This window comes from Paenibacillus sp. LC231 (assembly GCF_001860525.1).
GTDB lineage: Bacteria > Bacillota > Bacilli > Paenibacillales > Paenibacillaceae > Paenibacillus_AQ.
This window is the reverse complement of the sequence record NZ_JFOM01000009.1, coordinates 192,392-216,907: the sequence shown is the minus strand read 5'-3', so window position 1 is coordinate 216,907 and position 24,516 is coordinate 192,392. Positions and strand designations below refer to the sequence as shown.

20 protein-coding genes are annotated in these 24,516 nt (G+C 47.8%); 1 reads left to right on the top strand and 19 read right to left on the bottom strand.

The annotated features are described in order from the left end of the window. Nucleotides 1-79: 79 nt before the first annotated feature. From AK95_RS33365 to AK95_RS06035, 13 genes are all read right to left on the bottom strand, one after another. A complete protein-coding gene (locus AK95_RS33365; protein WP_268801957.1) occupies nucleotides 80-490 on the bottom strand; it encodes an HIT family protein in 411 nt (136 codons plus the stop codon). A gap of 485 nt (nucleotides 491-975) precedes the next feature. Further along, nucleotides 976-1,569: a GNAT family N-acetyltransferase gene (locus AK95_RS06090; protein WP_071219078.1), complete on the bottom strand. Its 594-nt coding sequence runs from the start codon at nucleotides 1,567-1,569 to the stop codon at nucleotides 976-978. Between the two features lie 7 nt (nucleotides 1,570-1,576). Then, entirely contained in the window at nucleotides 1,577-2,146 is a 570-nt protein-coding gene (locus AK95_RS06085; RefSeq protein ID WP_071219077.1) for a TetR/AcrR family transcriptional regulator, read from the bottom strand. 318 nt (nucleotides 2,147-2,464) lie between these two features. Then, nucleotides 2,465-4,369: a cache domain-containing sensor histidine kinase gene (locus tag AK95_RS06080; protein ID WP_235613015.1), complete on the bottom strand. Its 1,905-nt coding sequence runs from the start codon at nucleotides 4,367-4,369 to the stop codon at nucleotides 2,465-2,467. Continuing rightward, entirely contained in the window at nucleotides 4,332-5,972 is a 1,641-nt protein-coding gene (locus tag AK95_RS06075) for a response regulator (protein ID WP_071219075.1), read from the bottom strand. The genes AK95_RS06080 and AK95_RS06075 overlap by 38 nt, the downstream gene beginning before the upstream one ends. A 25-nt stretch (nucleotides 5,973-5,997) precedes the next feature. After that, on the bottom strand, nucleotides 5,998-7,254 hold the full coding sequence (locus AK95_RS06070; protein WP_071219074.1) for an FAD-dependent oxidoreductase: 1,257 nt from the start codon (nucleotides 7,252-7,254) through the stop codon (nucleotides 5,998-6,000). Between the two features lie 67 nt (nucleotides 7,255-7,321). Continuing rightward, nucleotides 7,322-8,836, bottom strand: coding sequence for an extracellular solute-binding protein (locus AK95_RS06065; RefSeq protein ID WP_071219073.1), 1,515 nt, complete (start codon nucleotides 8,834-8,836; stop codon nucleotides 7,322-7,324). A gap of 156 nt (nucleotides 8,837-8,992) precedes the next feature. Beyond that, nucleotides 8,993-9,868 (bottom strand): carbohydrate ABC transporter permease, encoded by an 876-nt coding sequence (locus AK95_RS06060; protein ID WP_071219072.1) that lies wholly within the window; start codon nucleotides 9,866-9,868, stop codon nucleotides 8,993-8,995. 13 nt (nucleotides 9,869-9,881) lie between these two features. Next, on the bottom strand, nucleotides 9,882-10,829 hold the full coding sequence (locus tag AK95_RS06055) for an ABC transporter permease (RefSeq protein ID WP_071219071.1): 948 nt from the start codon (nucleotides 10,827-10,829) through the stop codon (nucleotides 9,882-9,884). A 324-nt stretch (nucleotides 10,830-11,153) separates the two neighbouring features. Then, complete coding sequence (locus tag AK95_RS06050) at nucleotides 11,154-12,155, bottom strand: NADP-dependent oxidoreductase (RefSeq protein ID WP_071219070.1); 1,002 nt, start codon at nucleotides 12,153-12,155, stop codon at nucleotides 11,154-11,156. Between the two features lie 96 nt (nucleotides 12,156-12,251). Next, nucleotides 12,252-12,575: an ArsR/SmtB family transcription factor gene (locus tag AK95_RS06045; RefSeq protein ID WP_071219069.1), complete on the bottom strand. Its 324-nt coding sequence runs from the start codon at nucleotides 12,573-12,575 to the stop codon at nucleotides 12,252-12,254. A gap of 205 nt (nucleotides 12,576-12,780) precedes the next feature. Next, a complete protein-coding gene (locus tag AK95_RS06040; RefSeq protein WP_071219068.1) occupies nucleotides 12,781-13,014 on the bottom strand; it encodes a transcriptional regulator in 234 nt (77 codons plus the stop codon). Between the two features lie 104 nt (nucleotides 13,015-13,118). After that, complete coding sequence (locus AK95_RS06035) at nucleotides 13,119-13,607, bottom strand: DUF6022 family protein (RefSeq protein WP_071219067.1); 489 nt, start codon at nucleotides 13,605-13,607, stop codon at nucleotides 13,119-13,121. A 151-nt stretch (nucleotides 13,608-13,758) separates the two neighbouring features. Between AK95_RS06035 and AK95_RS06030 the strand changes: the two genes are divergently transcribed. Beyond that, nucleotides 13,759-14,457, top strand: coding sequence for a MerR family transcriptional regulator (locus AK95_RS06030; RefSeq protein ID WP_071219066.1), 699 nt, complete (start codon nucleotides 13,759-13,761; stop codon nucleotides 14,455-14,457). Between the two features lie 162 nt (nucleotides 14,458-14,619). Here AK95_RS06030 and AK95_RS34720 read toward each other — a convergent pair whose 3' ends face one another. The 6 genes from AK95_RS34720 to AK95_RS06000 all read right to left on the bottom strand — a co-directional run bounded on the left by AK95_RS34720 (nucleotide 14,620) and on the right by AK95_RS06000 (nucleotide 24,511). After that, nucleotides 14,620-17,529: a DUF4855 domain-containing protein gene (locus AK95_RS34720; protein WP_235613013.1), complete on the bottom strand. Its 2,910-nt coding sequence runs from the start codon at nucleotides 17,527-17,529 to the stop codon at nucleotides 14,620-14,622. Nucleotides 17,530-17,846: 317 nt separating this feature from the next. Next, entirely contained in the window at nucleotides 17,847-19,121 is a 1,275-nt protein-coding gene (locus AK95_RS06020; RefSeq protein WP_162487536.1) for a Gfo/Idh/MocA family protein, read from the bottom strand. Between the two features lie 96 nt (nucleotides 19,122-19,217). Then, complete coding sequence (locus AK95_RS06015) at nucleotides 19,218-20,900, bottom strand: response regulator (RefSeq protein ID WP_071219064.1); 1,683 nt, start codon at nucleotides 20,898-20,900, stop codon at nucleotides 19,218-19,220. 12 nt (nucleotides 20,901-20,912) lie between these two features. Beyond that, on the bottom strand, nucleotides 20,913-22,643 hold the full coding sequence (locus tag AK95_RS06010) for a sensor histidine kinase (protein WP_071219063.1): 1,731 nt from the start codon (nucleotides 22,641-22,643) through the stop codon (nucleotides 20,913-20,915). 40 nt (nucleotides 22,644-22,683) lie between these two features. Continuing rightward, complete coding sequence (locus tag AK95_RS06005; RefSeq protein WP_201259359.1) at nucleotides 22,684-23,568, bottom strand: carbohydrate ABC transporter permease; 885 nt, start codon at nucleotides 23,566-23,568, stop codon at nucleotides 22,684-22,686. A gap of 37 nt (nucleotides 23,569-23,605) precedes the next feature. Next, a complete protein-coding gene (locus AK95_RS06000) occupies nucleotides 23,606-24,511 on the bottom strand; it encodes an ABC transporter permease (RefSeq protein ID WP_071219062.1) in 906 nt (301 codons plus the stop codon). Nucleotides 24,512-24,516 lie beyond the last annotated feature (5 nt).

Genomic DNA, 24,516 nt, shown 5'->3' with positions numbered 1-24,516 from the left:
AAGCCCATCGGACAACGCAACAAACCACGTAATCTCAGGTACATCTCCTACTAGGGTTATCATTCGCTACTCCTAGACCTTAAGTGTTTTCCTTTATCCAAGAACGCAACTTATCGGCATAGAAAGAGCGTTCATCTGGATCGGACTGAGAACCCATTGTCAGATAAAGTTGATCATTCTCATATCTAGGGTAAACATGGAGATGATAATGCCACACGTCTTGATTGCCAGCAGGTTCATTATGTTGCCGCGTAGAAATCCCATCACATCCATATGTACTTTTCATTGCAAATGCTGTAAGCTGAGCCGCGCGGTGAATTTCCACAGCGTAATCCACAGGGAGTTCAAAGATGTTCTCGAAATGTTGATTAGGAACAACAAGAACATGCCCTTTATTGTTTGGCCACCATTTGCTCGCGATAAATGCCGTTACCTTTTCATTCTGATAGATGATTTCCCTTTGTTTTGTTCCCTGATTAGGTCGCTCGATACCCCAAATACGACAAAATGGACATTCGTATCCTTCGGGCTAATGTGAAAATGATGCTGTCATCTTTCTCATTCAACTCCTTTCATTTTCTCCAAACAGCTATTAGACGCAGGCAGCTTCTGTCCGTTGCCTTATTGTTAGCAAAACGCGGCTTCCGATCCATCCGGCAGCCGCGTTGTAGTTATTTATCAAGTTATAGTCACTCGTCCGTTAGTTCTATACAAATCGGGTCTTTCAAAAACGTGGAGATCATGAACCTGACTAAACAAAGGTAACAAAGACTCGTAGTCATCTTGGTGAGCGTTTCGGATAGATATATCCATATTTCTGGCCTCCAATATTTTAACATATTATATCATGATTTATTTTCGGCCAAAGTAGGTTTATTGAGCATATCTGCCCGGTTAGATTAATAAACAGTCATCTTTGCGATCCTCCGATAATGAAATCATATCGGGGATGTAACAAACTTTTTCTAATCTGCATTATTTCGAATATTTCAATGATATAAGGTAGTTGATCCCGATCTTCTTTGCCCTTTTCATAGGTATTTGCCTGCGTTTATATTCTTCAAAACCTAATTTAGAATAGAGTTTCATGGCTGGAATATTGGTATCAGCAACTTCTTCAATCAAGTAAGCCTCATAAGGTGTATGCTCAAGGATATGACGAATCATTTGAGAAGCAATACCTTGCCCCCTGAATTCGGCAGCTGTTCCTACGAATTCGATTGAGCCTACACCAGGTGAAGGATTAACAAAGGGAGTTTCAAATTCTTTTTTCAGGAAAATACCAGCTAAACTTCCTTTATAAAAGCCTAAATGTTTGCGAAGCTCCTTTGTATCAAGTCTAACCGAGAGTGAAGTTCCATCCGTGCAAGAAGCCATCCCGATCACTTTTCCCTTGTATAAAGCCACATAAAATTGATCCAGAGCGAACATATGAGCGAACGCTGCAGCAATCTTCTTAGGATTTTTGGAGAAAAACCCTAGCCACTGTGTGAATCCCTCTGCGAAAATTTCAGATATCTCTCGCCTCACATCAAACTTGGCCTGATCAGCTTTAACCACGTTAATCATGGTATGGTCACTCCCTTTCCTTAAATAGAAATGCGGTGAGGATAGATGGAGAGGGCATGGTAAAGTTGCTCTTTAGTAATACTTTCATCTGAGCCAATCCCTGAATTGATGCATAAAAAAGAGCTGCCATTTCCTGCGCATCACCCGAGTGAAATTCCCCACGCTCTTGACCCTTTCGAATGAGCTGTGCCGTAGAATCAAGCAGCCTGGCATTTACCTGGAGGATCTCTTCGTAATGTTTTGAGGCTGTGACAGCTCCAGCTAATAGTGATTGATTAATAAGGATCAGTAGATGGGTTAGTTCCTCCCCACTGATCATGTCAGTGTAGACTTCGTCGACAAACTGTGCCATTAACTTTTTAGGGGATTGGTCGGATTCAAAGAAAGTAATATTGCGTTTCAATCCTGTAACCGCGTAAGCAACCAACTCGTTAAATAACTGATCCTTGTTTTTGTAATGACGATACAGCAGCCCAATGCTAATGCCAGCTGTATCCGCAATATCTTGAACATTCGTCGAGCCAAAACCTTGATTAACAAATAAATGCATCGCGGCTGAATGGATTTTTTCCAACATTCAACTCCAAATTAGCGAAATCAACTTTTACTTATCTATCCGGTAACCGGCCTTTACGGCAATCGGGACAAGAACTTATACCGATAAAACAAAAAAGCCGCTAAAATAGCGACTTTCAAAGGGAACATGTTTATGAACACCGACATTACAATTTGTCAATATTGTGCCGGAAATAATAATAATCAATCCAAAAATTAATACGGAATGGTTCCGAACCAGCTTTCTACATCTCTACTAGTATCAATCTCGTAAGTCATTTTCATAGCTGCTTCATGATTCAGCCTCTTTTTAGCCTGGGATACTTTGTGCAGCTATACTTCATGAATCCCGGGAGGTCGCAAGCTCTGCCTTCATCCGAACGGTGACGGAGGTACCTACACAGAGCTTCGACGAGACGCTCAGGCCATACCCATCGCCAGAGTACAGCTTGATCCTCTCGTTCACGTTAAACAAGCCGTAGGAGCTTCCGTTGCCCGAATGATCGCCAGAGCCGACTCGCTCCTCCGTCAGCAGACGGCGGGACAGCTCCTCGTCCATGCCGATGCCGTTGTCCGAAATCACGAAAACGAGATCACCTTGGTCCAACTCCACAGTAATATCGATAAGTCCCTTCAGGTCCTTCGCCTTACGTATGCCGTGAAGCAACGCATTCTCGACAATCGGCTGCAAAATAAGCTTAGGCATACGATATGCCTCCAACTCATCTCCCGCAGCCACCTTGAAGTCGAACGAGCCGAGGAAGCGGCTCTGCTGAATTTCGAGATACACCTCTGCCAGCCTCAGCTCGTCCGTCACGCTTACGATGGTATTGCCTTTATTCAGACTAAGGCGGAAATACTTCGCGAGACTGTCAATCATCATGCTGATGTCGGTCGCGCCCTTACCGATGGCGATCCAGTTGATTGTATCCAGCGTATTGTAAAGAAAGTGTGGGTTGATCTGCGCCTGCAGCGCCGACAGTTGGGCTTCCCGTTCGCGAATCTCGGCTGTGTAGTTTTCTTCGACGAGCGTACGCACACGCAGAATCAGGTGGTCGACGCTTCGTTCCAGCATATGGAAGTCACCATTAACCGCCGGTAACTCATGTAGACCGTCGATCGCATCCTTGCCCTCCTTGCCTTCCTTCCGGATGACAGTGATCACGTGGTTGACGCGCCGATTCATTCCCCGCACGATAATCGCCAGAAGGACAAACGGAAGGATCAGGAACAACGCGACATATTCAATCAGCGAGCGCCACTCTGACCGCTTTGTTAGTCGCTGCGTAGCGGGCGATAGCTGGGATTCCGTTCCCTGGGCGACAAGCTTCCAGCCCGTCGGGGCAAGTGTCGTATACAACACATCGCTTTTTACATTGTTCAGCAGAAGCGACTCTGTTCCTTCCGCCCCCTCGTTCAGCGCATCCAGCATGTGAGTTTCAACCGCCGTGCCGATAAGCGCCGCATCGGGATGATAAACGATTGCGCCATCCTCAGCAACAAGGTAAACCGCTGTGCCCGGGGCGAACTGCAGCTCAGATAGAATAGTGGAGACGATGTCTTGACGGACGTCGATCATGAGCACACCGGACACTTTGTCATAATTATCGGGATCCCGCAGCATACGCGCAGCAGATAATATCGTCTCATTGGGCGCGCCGAGATACGACTCCTCGTAAACGCCCGTCCATACGATTCCGCCGTTTCCATCGATGATGGAATGAAACCACGGTCTAACCATCAAGCTATCCAGCGTGAAGAAATTGATTCTCTCTTCCGCATACAGCTTAGATTTGTCCACGAACACCCGAACATGGAACACATCAGCATTAGACTGTACGGTCTCGACCAAATACCTCAAATCCTCAATCACCTTGATCTGTGTACCGATGGACTGATCATCCGAATTAATCGATAAGTACGAATGCAGGTTTGCGTTCATGAATGCGGCGTCGCTTATATCCTCGATGCGCTCCAGCCGGTAGGAGAGATTGCTCCCGGCCTGCTTAAGCGCTTGCTGCATCGTCCGGATGACCTCGCCCCTCAGAATATCCGCAGAACGCGCGTAATAGCCATACAAGAAAATGCCCGCCGGAAGCACAATGAGCAGCAGGTACGCGATTAACCAAGAACGGGGGATCGAGAAACGGCGAATCGCCGCTGGCTGGCGCAGCGGCGAAAGCAGGCTTGTTACGGCGTTCCAGGCTCTACGCATGAGAATCCCGGTACGCGCTAGGTGTAACACCCGTCACCTTTTTGAACAGCTTTGTGAAGTAACTGGGGTCGGTATATCCGATCGCGTAGCAAATATCATAGAACTTGTACTGCGGATCGCGCAGCAGCTTCTTCGCTTGGTCCACGCGCACCTGGGTCAAATATTCGCCGACGGTCTGTCCCGTCTCTTGCTTAAACAGGAGACTGACGTACGTGGAAGATAAATAGACCGCCTTGCCGATATCGGCCACGGTAAGTCCGCCGTTAGCGTAGTTCTGATCGATATACCCGCGTACTCGCTCTACGACGTTTGCCACCTTGCCAGTCCGCTTCTCCCGGATGTGTTCGCCGACAGTCGCCAGATACGATTCGATCAGCCCCCGCATATCCTTTAACGTCTCCTTAGCGTACAACGCCTCCGTAAGGTCTGCTTCCATGATTTCCAGCTCGGGGTCCCCCGCGCCAAGCTCCATGAGCAGCTGTCCAATCCCAAGCACCAACTGCATGCACAGATTGCGGCCATACTTCAGGCCGTCCGGGCGGGTGTAGGACAAGCTGGCAAAAATCATCTCCAGGGCTTCGCTAATCTTGTCCTCATCGTCCGCCTTAAGTGCGGAGATCAGCTTCTCGTTGAGCTCATAATCGTATCTGCGCATGGCGCCGTCCTCCTGCACCGCGCCCTCCAGACTGTCCATTGTGATGATACGGTTTTTGCCGAGGTACCATTTGTAATCGGCCGCTTCGCGAGCTTGCTTGTAAGCTGGCGCCAGTCCGGATAAGCCGCCTGCCAGATCGCTAATGCCGATCGTCACGCCGATCTTGAGCCAGCGCTCCAAATTGGAGCGAAGATCGTCGGCCAGCGCAAGCAATGCCTCCGCCGCTTCGGCTGCCGAATCGCCGCCGGGCTCCGATCCCTGCAGCACGCCTACAAATTCGCCGGTACGATGCTCGAAGGCATACCCTCGCATATGCGTATCCAGCAGCTCCTCGTAGATGTTCAGCACCGAATACCACAGCAGCTGGCGGTCGCGCTCGGAACGGCTGGCCATCACATCGGCAAGATCATCCACGGAGACGACCATCACCCAATAGGAGGCGTCCACGGGCAAGTTCAGTCCCAGAAACGACACCCGCTCCGCCAATTCAGACTTCGGCGCACCCTCTCTGATCATGGAGAGCAGGAACTTCTCACGCAGGAGCGGCATACCTTCCTTTAGTTTAACAAGCAGCTCCTGCTTATGAATCCGTTCGGAGCTCTCCGCGTCCAGATCGGCAATGACGCGTTTAATGACCGTACTCAGCTCCTGCAAATTAACCGGCTTGAATATATAGTCGACCGCGCTGACCTTCATCGCCGACTTGAGATAATCGGCGTCGTCGTGCCCGCTGACGAATATGATCTTAATGGAAGGATATTCGGCCGAGATACACTGCGACATTATAATGCCGTCCATGGTCGGCATCCGGACATCCGTGAGTATAAGATCGGGCTGATCACGGGTGATCATCTCGAGAGCCACGTCTCCGTCATCCGCTTCGCCCGCCACTTCAATTCCGTAAGCAGCCCAATCGAAATAAGTGCGCAGGCCCGCCCGGACCGCCGGTTCGTCATCCACGATAAGCAATCGATACATCGCCCGCCATCTCCCTTCTCCTAATTTATCGGCCTAACAGTCTGGCGTCTTGATTGGCAAGCTCGGCTTGCACCTTGTCGATGTCTACTTCGCGAACGGACACGCCGTCTTCGAGGGAGATTGCGGCCGCAATGCCCGCTGCTTGACCCAGCGCGTAACAAGTCGCTTGGACGCGCATCGAGGACATGGCGACATGCGTTGCGGAGATCGATCTGCCCGCAACGAGCAGGTTGTCGATATCGCTGATAGGCACCATCGTGCGATACGGAATATCGTAGCCGTCGACGCGGCGCTCGTCGGTTGTCTTGCCCGCGTCCGGGCTATGAATATCGATCTCGTAATTTGTTTGGGCGACCACATCCGGGAAACGCGTACCGCTTACAACATCTTGTTCGGTCAACGTGTATAACCCTTCGATTTGATTGGTCTCCCTAACACCTGTCTGCGGAGCGATGTGTGCGATGGCGTATGTCTCGAAGCCCGTTCTCTGCAAATAATGCGCAATCGAGAACACCTGCTTAAGCGCTTCGGTCTCCGCGTAATTGACTTGCTCCATATCGGCTCCGTTCGCCTTGACGCGCGACATGTTAATGAGCAACACGCCGTCGTCGCGCTGCTTCCAATATAACCTGCGCCCCTGCGGCAGGTCGGATACCTCCTCGTAATAATAACAGCCTTCCGGAAGTATCTTCTCTACTGGCTTTCCCGTATCCTGCATCGTAAACATAAGTGTCATCGGCTGCGTGAGTCCATCAGACTCGCGGCCCGAGCGGTAAGGCACACCCGCGTCGATGGCTACTCGCGCGTCGCCCGTGCAATCGATGATGACATCACCTTCTATCGCTCTTAGGCCTTCGCGCGTCGAGACGATAACCGCACCGATCCCGCTGCCGCTGCGTATCGTGCCAACGAATTCACAATGGAAGTAGACCGATACGCCTTCCTTTTTCATTTTGTCATTCAAGTATTGGCGTAGCAAAAATGGCGAATATTGCGGCGCGATCGATTCGTCGTGGCCGACGGGCAGATAGTCGGCCAGCATCTCCTTGACGATCTCGCGGTAGATGCCGGTCACATTGCCGACAGGCATAAACACGCTTACGTTGGCAAGCGTCCCCATCCCGCCGAGCTGAGCGGACTTCTCCAGCAAGATCACTTGTTTGCCGCGTCTGGCCGCGCCAATGGCAGCGGCTGTCCCCGCAGGTCCGCCTCCGATGACGACGACGTCCGCCTTGGTATGGGTTTTCACGTGACGTTCGAACGAATACACTGCATGATTCATAGTGATCTCTCCCTTAGATAGAAGAAGCGGTGTGCGTAAAAAAGGATCACGGCCGCTTATCCTGTTTTTATTTAGTCGTTGCGTACCAGTCGTTAATTTCCTTTGAAGCCGCTTCCCCGCCCGCTGACATAAATTTGGATTGAAAGTCAGCAAGGCCGTCGATGGACTCCGCGCCGGCAATCAGTTTGACCGTGTAGTCGCCAACCATTGTGCTCAGTTGCTGATTCGTCTTCGAATATTGCTGCATGTACGGAGCAAGACCCAGAACGTTTTTGATTTTCACTTCGGCAGGCTGCTCGTTGTTGAGGAAGTTAAACGCTTCGAACATAACCGGGTTTTTACGAACGCGCGCTTGCCAGTATTGCGGATAGTTTTCTTCATCCGTGCCCGCCATGTAGTTATTCGCCAGGTTGCGCTCGTCGGTGAAGATCGGCTGGATTGGCTCGTATGCTCCGTCTACTATTTTATAATGCGTGCCTTCCACGCCGATCGCCATATTTTTGAACGTTTCCGGCTCCAGGCTGGCATTGATCCATTTGATCGCATCTTCCGGATGCGTTGATGCTTTCGGGATGTACGTCAGACGGTCAAATCCGGCGTTTGCTGCGAAGCCAGCTTCACCGTTAGGACCCTTAAGCGCCGGCACGAAACCGAATTTGGCCTCCGGCTTGGTCTTCGCAAGCGAATCCGAGATGGCAGGAATGTCCGCCCAGTGAACGACAATGGCGCCAGCCACGCCGCTTGCGAATTTCTCCTTCGCCGTAGCGTCCTTGTTGGCTACGAATTCTCGGTCGATCAATCCTTTCTCATACAGGTTGCTTACGTAAGCGACATAACCCTTAAATGCCGGGTCCATGACACGCGGCACGAGCTTGCCGTCTACGTCGTTCCATGTGTTGGCGATGCCGAACGCGCCTACGAGGTTGTCAATCATCGATTGGTCGCCCTTGATCGTAAGCGGCACATTGCGGTCGCCGTTGCCGCCTGGGTCCTTCTCCTTGAACTGCATTAGAACGTTCGTCAGCTCTTCGGTCGTCGTCGGCATGGACAGCCCCAGCTTGTCGAGCCAATCCGTACGGATGAGAATGGAGCTGTTGATATCGTACGTCACGGTTACCGGGAGTGCATATAGCTTGCCATTTACCTTAAGCGCTTCCAATGATTCCGGCTTTATAGCCGCCTTAATATTTGGGCCGAATTCGTCGATGAGCGGCGTCAGGTCGACGAGCGCACCCTTCTGCGCATAATCCGAATACAAGGCCATGTCGTTATAGGAAGTGACGATGTCATACGCTTCGCCGGAGGACATGATCAAGTTCAGCTTCTCCGCCCACTTGTCTTGAGGCAGCATATCGTATTGCACTTTGTAGCCCGTTTTTTCTTCGAGCAGCTTGGCTACCGGGTATGCATTGTATTCTTCGTTCTGCCATACGTTCAGACGCTTTAAGACTGGCTTCTCCGCATCCGGTTTGGTCGTCGCTTCGTTGCTTGTGTTCGTTCCGTTGCCGGAACAAGCAGCCATCGTCATAACCAGAAGCGCAGACATGGCCATGACAGACATAAGTTTGAATGCTTTTTTCATAATGAGACCCTCCTGCAATTAGTATAATCTATATCATTAATTTCCCCACAACGTCCCGATGACGGGGCGATTCTTCGGTACCTGAAGTCATGCCATGACGTGCATCGCATTGCGGGTAAAGTTAATGCCTTCGGAAGCTGCCTTACATGGCTGCAATCAACCTTTAACGGAACCGATGAGCACGCCTTTGATAAAATATTTCTGCAGGAACGGATATACGAGCAGAATCGGAATCGTGGATGCGATGACCGTTGCTGACCGGACGCCTTCCGCGGGCACATTCATGAGATCGTCGGCCGTCTTATCAAGCGCCGAAGATGTATCGGCGTTCATGACGATGTCCTGCAGGTACAATTGCAACGGCTTCAGCGACGAGCTGTTGATGTACAGCATCGGGTTAAAGTAGTCGTTCCAATAATAAACGGCATAAAACAGACCAATCGTCGCAAGCACGGGACCGCCTAGCGGCAAAATGATACGGAACAGAACCGTCAAATTGTTCGCGCCTTCGATCTTGGCGGACTCCTCCAGGCTGGCCGGCAAGCTCTCGAAATAACTCTTGATGACCAGCATGTTGAATACGCTGATGAGCGCCGGCAAAATGAGTGAGCCTAGATGGTTAATGAGGCCCAGCTCGCGGATGAGCAGATAGTTGGGAATGATTCCCCCGTTAAACATCATCGTGAAGATGAACAAAATGATGATGATGCCCATGCCGGGAAGCTCGCGTTTGGACAGCGGGTAAGCGGTCAACGCCGTAATAAGCAGCGACGCGAGGGTACCGATGACCGTAATCAGCACCGATATCCATAGCGAGTTTAGAAACTGGCTGTTCGTGACCACGAATTTCATCGTGTCGAGCTGAAATCCGACCGGAAAAATTCCGACCTTGCCCGAGAGTATGGCCCACTCCTCGCTGATCGACTTGGAAAATACGTTCACAAACGGAAGGAGTGTAACCAGCCCCATCGCGATAAGCACAACGTAGATAGAGCCATCTAGCATAAAATCTTTGAAGGTTTTCTTATACATGGTCGTTCCTCCTTTACCAGATGCTGCGATTCAGGAATTTGCGGCTGAGCATGTTGCCGATGACGATTAACAGGAATCCGACCGCAGAATTGAATAGGCCAACCGCCGTACTGAAGCTGTAATCCTGCTGGCCGAGTCCCATCCGGTACACATAGGTGCCGATGACGTCCCCGGTCTCGTAAACGAGCGGATTATACATAGTCAGTATCTGTTCCGTCCCCGCTTCCAGCAGGCTGCCGATCCGCAGGATGAACATCAAAACGATGGTAGGCAGCATGCCCGGCAGTGAGATCGACCACATCTGTCTGATCCGCCCCGCCCCGTCGATGGCTGCGGCTTCGTATTGCTCCTGCTCGATACCCGCGATCGCGGCGATAAATACGATAGCGTTCCAGCCGATTTCCTTCCACCCGGCTGTGAAGACAACCAAGCTGCGGAACAGGCTGTTGTCGGTAAAAAACGAGATCGGCTCTCCGCCGAACGAACGGATGATTTCGTTCACGATGCCGCCGCTTGGTGACAGGATGTTGAGGAACAACCCCGAGATAATGACCCAGGAAAGAAAATGCGGCAAATAAATGATCGTCTGGATCGTCCGCTTGAAGAACATGCGCCGTACTTCATTGAGCATAAGCGCGATGACGATCGGAATCGGGAATAAAATCGTTATTTTGTACAAGCTGATGAGCAGCGTATTAACTAGCACTTGCAGGAATTCATCCGATTGAAGCAACCTCTCGAACTGCGCCATCCCTACCCACTCGCTCCCGGATATGCCGCCGAAGATGTTGAAATCCTGGAAGGCGATGATGATCCCGTACATCGGCGTGTATTTGAACAATAACAAAAACATCAGACCCGGTATAAGCAGCAAATACATATCCAAGTTGCCTCTAATCAGCTTCCAACGCCGTCCGCCGGCATCCAGGAGGGTGCCTTCTCCTCCGCTGCGTTTGCTCACGATCTCCACCTACTTTTCTCTGTCTTGTCTCTTATTGTAGGGAAGGCGGCCCAGAGGGAGTAGAGGTTGATCCTTTTATTTCTGGTCTTTTCCGACACAGTTTGGGAATGGACCAGGGACATGGCAAGCCCCTGTAGCTTCGCGTGCTTACGGACAATCGCTTTAGATAGGCTTAAAATCCTTTAAGTCCTATCTGAAAGTGATTTATTTAGATGCAAAAAAGAGCGTTCCTAATCATTCTAGAACGCTCTTTTTACTAATACCTGCTTTTCTCTAACCATAGAAGGATATGATGTTCGCATACGCAGCCAGTAAGCACAGGAGTTACTTTATTTTAATGACCACCTTTCCTTTGGCACTTCCGCTTTGCAGGTACGAGAATGCTTGCGCAGCCTCTTCTAAATGATATACCTTATCAATAACGGGCTTAATGTGGTCTCCTTCAATGAATTCTTTTAAAACCTTCAATTGTGTTCCACTCGATTTCATAAAAAGGAAATGATATCTTGTATGGAACTTCTTCTCAAGCGCTGTAATCTTAAGGCTCGCGATGGACAAAATGGCTGTTTTCATCCAACCCAACTTTGCTTCTTTTCCAAATCTTGCGTTTGGCAAGCCAGAGATGGATACGATTTGACCACCTGGCTTCAGGACACGGAACGATTTTTCCAGAGCCGCTCCTCCTAGAGTGTCGAAAACAGCGTCATATCCAGTAAGCAATTCTTCAAAGTTGTCTTTTTTATAATTAATGATAAGATCGGCGCCCATCGATTTAACCAACTCATACCCTTTATCGCTTGCTGTTGTTGCAACAAAAGCTCCCATTAATTTGGCCAGTTGAATGGCGAATGTCCCCACGCCTCCTGAACCTGCGTGAATCAGAATTTTTTGGCCCTTTTGGAGACACAAAATATCGGTAAAAGCTTGGTAAGTCGTAAGTCCGACCAATGGAATAGATGCAGCTTCTTCATAGTTTAGATTCTGCGGCTTTAACCAAATATCTTCCTCGTGTACAGCAATGTATTCCGCCAATGTGCCGATACGGCTCTTGCGTGGTCTGCCATAAACTTCATCACCAGGTTTAAATGCACTCACCCGTCCGCCAACCTTAACTATAACGCCGGAGAAATCATTGCCTAAAATTAGAGGGAACTTGTAACTCAACAGGAGTTTTACTTTCCCTTCCTTAATTTTATAGTCGATAGGATTTAAGCTGGCTGCATGAATTTCCACTAGCACATCATGTTCTCCAATATGAGGCATTGGTTGTTCAGTCATAACTAAGGGAACTTCTTTCCCGTATTTCTCAATGGTTATAGCCTTCATTAAATATCACCCCTATTATGATTATTGGTTTAAACAAATAAACTAATATGACAAAAATAATCTGCTTTACTGTTTCCCGCTTAATTCTTTTGGTAGTCACTGAGGCCAAGTGCACTCTGCTTCTATGGCAGTAATCAAGGTTTTGAGTTGCTCGAGCGGTTTGCGGACAGTCAATACATAATAATTTTCTACGCCTTTCTTCTCGAATTGAATAAAACCAGACTGTTTCAGCACCTTCAGATGGTGGGAGACAGCCGGTCTAGATAAATTGATATGGCCTGATATCGCATTTACATTAAGTCCCGATTTGTTCTGTGCCAGCACCATAATAATAGCTTGACGGTTTTCATCGGTCAGCACTTCCAACAGCGGGATGGACTCTTTGAATTGTTGCAGAACTTGCTCGGTTCGCTGGCTCATACGATCCATCCTTTCCGTTCATTCGTTTAATCAATTAAACATAATTATAACTATCTGCTTAATAAAATCAAGCCTAAAGTCTCTAAAATGAAAAGTTGAGCGGAGAAGCAGAATGTTATCCGCCCAACTTTTTGACTCTTCCTTTTGTATGAAAGCAGGCCGATGCGGCTCCCCACAGGAAAATGTGGGCCTACCACTTACTCCGCTAATCTCTCTTTACTTCATATCCGTTCGGAATTAATTCATACAAGGCACCAACTTCACAACCGATGGAATCGGCGATCGATATGGCAATTTTGAGTGGCATCACTCTTTTGTTTTCAATAAAGTCGTAAACTCGTTCCGGTTTAATAAGCAAGTCTTTGGCAAGCCATTCCGCTGACTTACCGGATTCCATCAATCGTTCATTCAGCAAGCAACGTCCAAGTTCAAATTTCAAGAAGCGATGACCTCCCGCGTAAGATTATGCCTATTTAACCTTAAGCCTTGTCCATTGCCAGTATGAATATACTTTGTAAAGGGAGCCAAACGATGAAGGTAAAATTATTCTTTGATCCGTCGAATTCCTCGCGCGATTTGTTCCCTCTCATGCTCGCTTAGCGAATATAATACAGGTGCCCTTGGAATGTCGAATTTCAGATGAGAATGAGGGATTTCCGTCAATAGAGTTCCAATAGGTTGTTGACCATTCGTACTACGTATAACGTTCCAGAAAATTCTGGACCTATCTTCCTCGGTTCCCCATTTTTCAAGCGAATTGCGAAATAGCAAACATTTCCCGATGACGAAATCATGCTCCTTGAGGGGCTCCGTTGCTTCGAACCCGGCGTCTTTAAGGCTATCATATAGTGCGGGCATCAACTGGTCCAAATAAAGCCCATAGGCAGCATCCTCGATTTCACGAAAAGCGATCGTTAACTCATCAAACATCGAATCGTATAATGTTTTCCATACCGATTCAATATACTGATTACCTGCCACGCCAATCTCCTCAATGGTCATGTCGTACCGGAATACTGGTTTTACTGTCATATAAACTCCTCCTTGAATTGGATTATCTCCATCATACGACATGAAAGCCAATTGGAAGGTTTGAGCGATGAATATGAAGGTAATCAATAAATAATCGAGAATAACATTACAACGGTTTTAATGTTGCGCATTTTTACGAAGGTGGGATAACATGGGCTTTCGACCCAAAAAATTGGCAGAAAAATACGGGTTAAGCAGCAGCACCCTGCGGAACTACGAAGCGAAGGGTTTGATACCTCCTGCAGCACGATCTTCAAATGGATATCGTATGTACACAGAACGACATGAAGCTTATCTGGCATGTATTCAAGCCATGGCTGCCGGATTCGGTATGGAAGTAACGAGCGAGGTAATGCATTGTATTGGACGAAACGAGTTGGATGACGCATTGTGGATCGTCAGGGATCGAGAGGTCATGCTGCATCGGGAAAAAGGAAGTTTGGATCAACTGGTAAGGGAGTTGAAATCGTATTCTGAAGGTAGCCGAGCTCACGATTTTAACCCATATTTCAGCATTCATGAGGTCTCCAGACGGACGGGGGTTCCTAAATCGGTAATCCGCTACTGGGAGCAAAGCGGCCTGTTCACCGCTATGCGAGACCCTGATAACGATTACCGTCTTTATAATGAAGCGCATCTTTTTAAAATTAGGATGATTCAGGTACTTCAGAGCTCTGTTTATTCCGAGGAAACCGTGTACTTAAAACAATCCATTGCGGGCTTAGAACTAGAGAACATCGAGCATGCGATGAAGCTTATTGAACGTATTCAGGCTTACCTGCACAAAACGATCAAACTTCAGATGCGAGCGCTCTATTTTCTATATCGCTTGATTAAAGACTACTGTTAGTGTGAAGAAGATTACAAAATAACATTGACACCGATATAAAAGCAAAAGCCATAAGGCGCAGCGTGCAAATAACGCTGCGTCCATGGCTTTCATTAGGAATTACAAGTTATCATGCATCCCGTTTGTTATCGAATTATCGCTTACCCGAGAAATCATTATCATTCACTGTGGCTTATAATCAAATGTAAACTTTACGGGAGTCGACATACCATCCATTGAGAGATAGGCAACGTTAGTTCCCTTCAGGTTACCGGTAAGCTTGATGGTAAATTGGAAACTTCCCATTTCTGTACTTGTCGTCTGGCCTTCATACGTAACTTTCCCTTTCGAATTGAGCACTTTCATATTCACTTTGGACTGGCTGCTTCCATTCATCACCAGACCATCGATCGTCAGTTTCCCTGCGCCGACATCTGCCACAGCTCTTACGCCATCGATTGGAGTTACCGCATCCCCTCCCGCAAGGTTGTACACGCCAAACTCATAGAAGGAGTAACCATAATCCGTATTTCTTTCGAGCCCTTGGAATTTGACGTATCTGGCTTTAACCGACTCAAAATGAAGCGTTTCTTTTCCGTCACGTGCCGTAATGATTCCCTCGTTGTTCTTGATCAGACTGGTCCAATTCTGCTTATCGTCAGATACAAGCAGTTTGTAGGTTTTAGCACGCGCATATTCCCAATTCATTCGTACGTTATCGAATTCCTTGAATTCGCCAAGATCGACCTGAAACCAGCTGTTATTCGTGTAATCACTGGCCCATCTTGTCGCTGGAAATCCGTCCACCGCTTTCTCAGGTTGCAAGTTCGGGCTGCCGCCTTCTACCGAAGAGGCTTCCACCTTTTTATTGTGCGCCAAGTCTCCAATCAGGTAATAAACGTCTTCCTTTAGTACGCTATACGCCGTTTCTTTTATAACGCCATCTGTCATCAAAATATCAAGTTTCGCGTTAAATCCTCTCAGATATTTGTCGAACTGTGTTGCATCCGTTCCTTCGTAGCGTTTCATCAACTCCAGATAATTGTTCAAAGAACGTGGCGCTTCGGCATTCGTAAATTGATTTTGTTCTACAAATCGGTTTACCGATGTTTTCATACTGTCCGCATTTGCACGGGCATTGATGATATAAGACGTTTTCTGCGACTTTCCTGCCGTTACCGTAACAAGCAATTCATGTTTTCCGGGTGCGCCCATCAGGTTCAAGGTAGTTCCGGCCGTATAAGGCTTGCCGTCAAACTGAGCCGTCACTTTCGTCAAGCCATCGTCATCCTTTAACTTCCACGTAAACTGGAGCGGCTCTGTTTCATTTACCAAAACGCCGCTTTGAAGAGGCTGTCCATTCATTTGCACGGCTGCCTCCGGCGGAGCCGCATTATTGATTTCATAGGTTCCATTCACATACTGATACAACCAATCATACAAAACGCGATTGGAAGGATCCGGGTTGACCGCCGCATTGTAAACGGCATTGTTCCCTTGATAATAGGCTCTGTATCCGTTTTGCATCAGGCCTGTTTCAACGCCGCTGTTCAAGTAGTCGATAAATCGCTCACGGAACACGCCGTCGGTCAACATCCGGTCATCAAACTCGACTTCGTTGGATATGCCGTATTGCTTCGCCAGGTTCGCGGCATCCTCAAGACGGTCGTAATCCAATGCCTCAAAGAAATAGTTCGGCTGGAAGGCAACGTTGTCAAAACCTACGTCCTTCCACATAAACACTTTGTATCCCATAAAATGCGGAATCCAGAAAAACTTAAGGTTTTTATTATGAATTTTTTCGCTGGCAGCCTGGAGTAAAGCCGGACCCGATTGGCTTGTACTGATTTGTTCATCGAGCCAGTAGATCCCGACAAGCTCCAGATTAGAATACCCGGCAGCATCCCATCTTTTTTCAACCTCATCAAGCCACCACTCTATTGCCTTGACTCGGTTTGCTAAGGCTACTTCTTCTCCGCCATCAGCTGCGTTAAAACTTAAATGTTCTCCGTTAATGACACCGAAGTCTCTCATGGATTCTCCGGGATTTGGAACCATCAACACGACTTTTTCCTTGTGGTCCGGCTGGCCCAGTTTCTCGGCGACCTCTTTGGTAGCTTCGTTTAAATGCTGCATATCGCCATCCGTTTTAAACGTTTTTTCCAAATACCAATTCCAATCATTCAGGTTCGTTTCTCCCAGACCAAAATCTTGGCCTTGGGGGGTGTTAAGTCCCAAATACAAAATGCCGTCAAACAGCCAATCTTCCGGATTGCCCTCTTTATCCACATAACTGATGTTCGGGATGATCCGCTCTTTACTCCAATCACCTAAACCATCTGCATAATACCCATTATAAAGCAGCCCGAGATTGCGGATGCCTGCAGTGGCTTCTCCCGGCGCCATAAATTGCGGATGCTCGGCAGGGACCTTTACGGATCCGTCAACTTGTCCATCGGTTCCCCGAATTTCAATCTCATCAATATATGACCATTGTGTAGGATGCATCGTAAAAGTGACTTTGACATAACGGGCATAAGCCAGTTTGCCGTCCGTATTCCCGCCTTTGATTCCATCCCGGCTGCCGTCCCATTCAAAGGTTTCCTGTCTTGGCGGTCCTTCCCCCCAAAGCAGCTGGGTGGCGTTATGGGACAGCAGTCCCCAATTTTCTTTATCGTCGGAGACATACATGGATACCGTCAAAGGTACAAGGATCGAGTTGGTAGGATAATCTTGGAAGAAGTGTGCTGTAATCTTTCCTATTGATTTTTCCTCACCGAGATCAAAGACGACTTCCCTCGTTTTTCCACGCTGATGTCCTACCCATGCCGGGTCATTCATATCCAATGTTCCGTATTGTCCGTCCGTAAGCTTATACCCATCGTCAGGACGCGACGTTTCAGGCTCCTCGGACCATTCATATGGGAGGCCGGCCGCAAGATTGCGGAATTGCGTCTCATCCGCTGCCGAAGATACTCCCGCCTGCGCAATATTCACTGCCGGAACAGGCGATTTCGCCTGCACCGCAGAAAACGGTGCCATCAGCATTACGGCTGCCAGCAGAGCGGATCCCCATTTCTTATTCAAAATCATCTGGTCAACTCCTTTTTTACTCTCGAATGTTGTAGAAATGCCTGAAATCATTACCCGTTTTGTGATGAAAACCTGAATGGATCCCCCCTTTCACGAAATTAGGAACAAACCTTCATTGGAATCGCTTTCAAAAATAAAAAATTCTCATCCCCCTTCCCTTCTTTGCTCGCGAAATGTCTTTGAAGATCAGTCCGACGGTAAACCATTAGCCGCCAGATCAACTTCTGCAGCGGCAATGGCTCCCGTCCACCGTCGTAGCTTCATTCAACGCATACGGCGAGGTTGCGGTTTAATTCAAATTCTGCGGATTTCAACAATTAAACGCCCGCTTCTTCCTTCTCATACATCTCGGTCAGCTTGATGCTTCTGCCTTGCTGTAAACGGGATCGTTCGGAAGCGAAGGCAATCAAATGGCTTTGCAAGGAAGCTGTAGCCGATGTAAGGCCTTGTGACGGGTTGCGGTCGAACTTATGTACGTTCTTAAGGAAGGAGCTCACCATGCGCTCATCGCCACCGCCGTGGCCGTCTCCCTGCACGCTGCATTTAATTTCAATCTCTTCGCCCGTCGAATAGCGGTACAGCATAAATGAGCCTTTATCCATGTCGCCAATGATCTCTCCATGCGTGCCCATAATCTGCAAACGGCGAGTTGCGCTCTGGGTCAATCCCGACATAATAAAGGTAGCGTTGGCGCCGCTGGCAAATTCCATATTGACGACCTGATGGTCGACAACATTGTTATCGCAGCGATAGACGCATCGGCCGAACGGTCCTTCCTTAAGCGCCCGGATAATGCCTTCCTGTGATAAATCGTGCGTCATATAGCGCGCCCAATGATCGGCAGGCTGCTCCAAATACATTTTAATCGCTGAAAAGGCACATTCCCTCTCGACTTCGCAACCATCGATGCAGCGGTCCGTTGCACCCTCCGGCGCGTTCTCGGCTTTAAAATGCAGCAATGAGCCAAAGGAGCTGACCGCTGTGCACGGTTCATCCATCAGCCAGGAGATGAGGTCCAGATCATGGCAGGATTTGGCCAAAATCATCGGGCTTGTTTCCTCGGAGTTGCGCCAATTGCCGCGTACGTAGCTATGAACCATATGGTGATAGCCTACGTTCTCTGTCAGCTGAATGGTGCCGATGGCACCCAGTTCCCCATCCTCGATGCATCTCTTGATGCTCGACCAGAACGGCGAATAGCGAAGTACATGCGTGACCACCAGCAAACGCTTATGCTTAAGGGAAGCTTGTTCCAATTCTATGCATTCCCGCACATTCGGCGACATCGGCTTCTCCAGCATGACATGGTAGCCAAGCTCCAGCGCTTTCAATGTCGGTATATAATGCATCCGATCAAGCGTGCAGATGATCATCACGTCGGCTATTTTCCCCTGCTCGAATGCTAGTTCCCAAGAATGATAAACCTGCTCTTCCGCGATTTGATGAATCTCTGCAAAACGTTGTCTGCGTTCATCATCTGGCTCGGCTACTGCAACAAACTTCAGCTCATTCGGAAATTTTTCCGCATACGGTCCATAGATGTATCTTCCTCTACTGCCTGCGCCTAATAGTACAGCCGTTAATGTTCTCAATGTTAGTCCCCCTTGCATGTACAATTGCATCTTAATTTCATTGTAAGGGGTGACACCGCGCATCAAAATAGATCATTGCTTACATTCCATATACAATTATTGACCTTGCTGCATCGTTTCGGTGCGGGCCGTCCGAAAATCCTGCGGTGTCATATCATTTTGCTTCTTAAAGAAGCGGATAAATGCAAGCGCGGAATTGTAGCCGAGCTTGGCGGCAATTTCATTGACCTTCATGGATGTATTGAGCAGCATATCCTTAGCTATGACATTGCGGTAATCATTTACGTATTTAGACAGTCCGATTCCGGTTATCTGCTTGTAAAGCCTTGATAAATAGGATGGATTCAAACTGACATAATCCCCAAGAGCAGTTAGGGATATATCATCCGCAATATGCTCCTCTATATAGCGATGCACCTTATTGACGACCTCCGTTGGCAGCTCAGTTCCTCTAAGCGCATTCCATTCAAAAAAGCAGTCCGCCATTTGCCAATAGTATGGAATGAGCTCCGTCCATGAAGCGGTCTTCTCCTGCCGGAACAGTTTATCCAAATTAATCTGGGTATTCATATAGTCTCGCAAATCTTTATTTTTGTGCAAATGCGCCAGAAATACCGCAGATAGGAAATGGTACAACTCAACCTTGCGCTCATAAGGAGTATCCGGATCGTTCCAGATGTCTGTCAATTCAACAAACAGATGATTAAACTGCTCGCGGTGATTATTTTCAAGACAGCTCATCAGCAGCTGTACACGTGCGTGAAAAAAGCTGTCATGATAGCTTTTCGCCTTCTCTTTTTCTTCGGATTTCTGAATATCTTGATCTGTCATGATGACTTCATGGAATAAGCCATGCCCTTGCATAAGACCGTATTTCATCGCATGAAAACGATCCGACAGCCGATCCCATGGGACAGCCTCGCTGCCAATAAGAAACGATACGGATATGCTCAGCAGCTTTTTGCCGGTCGCCTGGATCGTCTCCAAATTGCCGCTCACATAGCGGTATGCCCGGGTCCATTCCATCGTTCCGGTATCCGTCGTTATCTCCGGGCCGGCTTTAGGCTGAAAGATCCATACCATTTTGTTCATCTCAAATACGACGGAGAAGCAGCGCACATGCGCAGATAAATACTCATCGCCGATATTTTGAAGAGCGTAAGCGAGCAAAGCCTTGTCCGGCGCCGTGAACATTTCCTTCCAGGCATCGATCCGGCCTATCAGTAAATAGACAGGCAGCGATGCGTCGAGCGGGATGTCCATTTCCGCAAAAGCGTCCCGAAGCTGCTTCCCCGTCATCGTCTTGCCTTGTAGTAAACCCCAAATATATTCCTTCTGCAAGGAAGGCATCGCGATTCTCATTTTGGACTGGGCCCGCAAGATCATTTGAGCCTGACCCTGTTCCTCTTCGATTTCCTCTATCGCCCGTTCTACGGTATGAATGATCTTCTCGTCGCTTTCCACTTTCAGCAAATAATCAAAGGCGCCAAATGTTAGGGCGTTCTTCGCATAGTGAAAATCATTGAATCCTGTCAATAAAATAACTTTGCACGCCGGCCACTGCGATTTGATTTCCTGCAGCAGCTCGATGCCCTCTATGCCGGACATCTTAATGTCCGAAATCACGATATCCATCCGGTGATGTGACATCACCTCAAGCGCCTCTTCGCCGGAATAGGCCTTCATGACTTCAAGCTCCAAATGCTCCGTCTTCTCGAACAACTCCAGAAGACCATCAACAATAATCGGCAGATCATCCACGATTAAAAGCCTGTACATGGCGATTCCTCCTTAGCTCATGCTCAGTTTAATAATAGCTTGAAGCCCGCCAAGCTCAGAGCGTGATACGGTAATCCCATACGCTTCTCCATAACGAAGCTGAATTCTGCGATGAACGTTAAGCAGGCCGGTTGTCTCCTCAAGCTGGTTCGTTGAATAACGCAGCCTCTTGCCAAGCGCTTCGATCTCCTCGTCCGTCATGAACTCGCCGTTATCTTCAACGTAAATGTAAAAAGCATCATTTTGCAGCTTGCTGTGAACCCATAGCTCGCCCGTGCCGCGCATATTGCCGAGGGCGTACTTATAAGCATTTTCAATAATAGGCTGCAAAATCAATCGGGGGACTTCAATCGGCTGGGCTTCGGCTTCAAACAGCACTTGGATTCGATCCCCGTAACAAATCGACTGCATCTCCACATAAGTACGGGAATGCTCAAGCTCCATCTCCAGCGGGATGTCGTCATCATGATGGCGAGTAATGAATTGAAAATATTGCCCGATGTATAAACAGAACTGGTAGGCTTTTTCCTTCTGGCTGTCGGATTTAATCAAGCGGCAAAGCACGAAAAAGCAATTATATAAAAAATGAGGATTGATTTGCGATTGCAATCGTTTCAGCTCCGATCGCTGATTGCGAATTTGCTGCTCATAATTTTCCTCAATCAGTGTTTTCAAAGATTTCACGGTATCGTTAAAAGCCTGGTACAAATAGCCGAACTCATCCTTCCTACGGTCGATCAAGATCGGCTCCAGCTCGTTTTGCTGCATGCGGCGGAAGGAACGTACCAGCTTGATCAATGGACGATAGATTAACCGGATTAAAAAATAGGTAAAGAATAAAAAAATAAAAACGGCAAGCGCGCAAGCCCACCAAAACAAAGCTTTATATACCTCGAGCGAACCGAGGATCATCTCTTCCGGTATACTTGTTACCATGTATGAATTCCATAGGCTGGAATACTTGAATACGGTTAGATAGCGCTTACCCTTAAAATGGATCGTATCATAGCCTTCATCTATTTTCGCTGCCTGCTTCTCAAAAGCCAGCTGCTTCATCAGATCATGCAATTCAAGGTCTGAGCCGCTATTGATTTCCCAGCCGCGCTCCAGATTAAACAATACGGTCTGGCCTCCCCTGCTATTGCCGATTTGCGCTAATGTTTCTTTAATTTTGCCGGTTGAGAGCTCTACGCCTACCACATAGAGCGGGTTCTTTTTGCTTGCAGGGTACTGCATCGTAATAAACAGCCGGTCCTGCCAGTAAATAAAGGGCTCCGTATAAAGCTTCTTGTCCGGCTGCATCGCTTCATATTCTTTCGCATTCAACTTGGTTTCAAAGCTGTTGCTCAGCACCGTGCGCTCGATAAGCGGAATGTACGCCTTCGCCTCGCGAATGAACGGACTGGAATTTTTCATTAAATCCAGGCGGTGCTGAATATCCAATATTTTATACGACCGCTCATAGGAGTTCATCTGCTCGCCAGTCGCCGCCACTTCCATTAAATCCCTGTCCATGACGTAGTTAGGCAAATATCGGCTGATCCGGTCTGCTTCCTGATCCAGGGATTCTAAATAAAACCTTGTCGTATTCAAAATCGAATCGGATATTTCACTGCGGATATGATTGGCCCCTTGCTCATTCATCATCCAGGTAATCGCCATAAGCGGCAGTAAGGCCGCCAAAAAGGCAGCCATAATTTTTTTGAATATAGAGGAATCCTGTAACAAGAATATACTTTTCATCGTTTGTTCTCCTGTGCCCGAGATCTACGACCTTCCTTGTCTATTCTTTTACACTTCCCATTACAATGCCCTTGATGAAAAACCGCTGCAAGAATGGATAGACGATAAGAATCGGGAAAGCCGCAACAAAGATTTGTGCCGCCCTGCTTGTACGGTCAGACAGCTGCAGCATGAGTTCCACATTTTCTGATTTAAGAAATCGGAAATCCATCTTAATAATAACGGTTTGCAAGAAGGTTTGCAGCGGGTAATTTTCCGGATGATTCATATAAAGCATGCCATCGAACCAGCTATTCCAATGCCCTACCATCGTAAACAGCCCCGTTGTTGCCAGTGCGGGCAACGATAGCGGAACATATATTTTCCAAAGTGTTGAAAAATGCCCGGCTCCGTCAATCCGTGAAGCATCCTCAAGCTCCCTGGGCAGATTGCGGTAAAAGTTCAATAGCAGGATGACGTTGAACACGTTAATTGCCATAGGTAGCACCAACGCTCCGAGAGTATCAATAAGTCCCAAGCTTTTAATTGTCAAATAGGTAGGAATGAGTCCGCCGTTGAACAAAATCGTGAAAACAAATATCCATGCATAGACGGTTCTTAGACGAAACGTATGGCGATCCTTGGATAAAGGATAAGCTGTAATAATCGTTAACAACATACTTAATACCGTCCCGACAACAACCCGTTGAATCGAAATGCCAAAGGCTCTTACATACTCAGGCTTGCCGAACACGTTATCATAAGCCGCCGTTGTAAACTCTACAGGCCACAGCGCAACCTTGCCGGCTGCCGCCGCCGAACCCGAGCTAAACGAAATCGCCAAAATATGAAGGATCGGCATTAAGCACAAAAAAGATATAAACGCAAGAAAGATGAGATTGCAAACTAGAAAAGCCCTTCTTCCGAATGACGGTTTAATAACCACGGTCAGTCTCCTTTCTGAATCACCGACTTTTCATCTATTAGAAAATACGGTAATTCGCTAGTCGGTATGCGAGTACGTAGGATACGGAAATGAAAATAAAGGATACGACGGATTTCAATAAGCCGACAGCTGTGGCAAATCCGAACTGGGCTTGCTGGATCCCCATACGGTAGACGAAAGTATCAATGATATCGGCACTTTCATAAACCGGTGCGCTGTACAGGTTAAAGATTTGATCAAATCCTGCATTCAGGACATTGCCGATATTAAGCGTAAGCATAAGTACAATGATCGGCATCATTCCCGGCAGCGTCACGTGAAGCGTTTGTTTCCAGCGGCCCGCACCATCGATTTGAGCGGCTTCATAAAGCGTAGGATTAATTCCTGTCAGTGCGGCCAAATAAACAATGGTACCAAATCCAAATTCTTTCCATACATCGGAGATAACCATGACATAAGGGAACCAGTTATTATCGCCAAGAAAGAAAATCGGCTTCATGCCGAACCATCCAAGCAACTGGTTCAATATGCCGGAGGAAGGAGACAAAATATCGACCAAAATCCCGCTCAGCAGTACCCAGGATAAGAAATGGGGCAGATAGACCAAGGTTTGGAACGTTCTTTTCATCCATTCTCTACGCAATTCATTAAGCAAAATAGCAATGGTGATCGGCACAAACAAACCGGCAACGATTTTCATTACGGCAATATATACCGTGTTAAAAAAGATACGGCCGATATCCGGGTAATCCATTAACAGCTGGAAGTTCCTCCATCCGATAAACGGGGAGCCGAACAATCCTTTATTCGGCACATACTTTTGAAAAGCCATCATGATTCCTGACATCGGAATGTAACTAAAAATAATAATAAAAGCCAAACCCGGCAGTAGCATCAAATGAAGCGGCCATTCCTTCTTCCAGACGCGCGTCAGATTCTTCATATTTT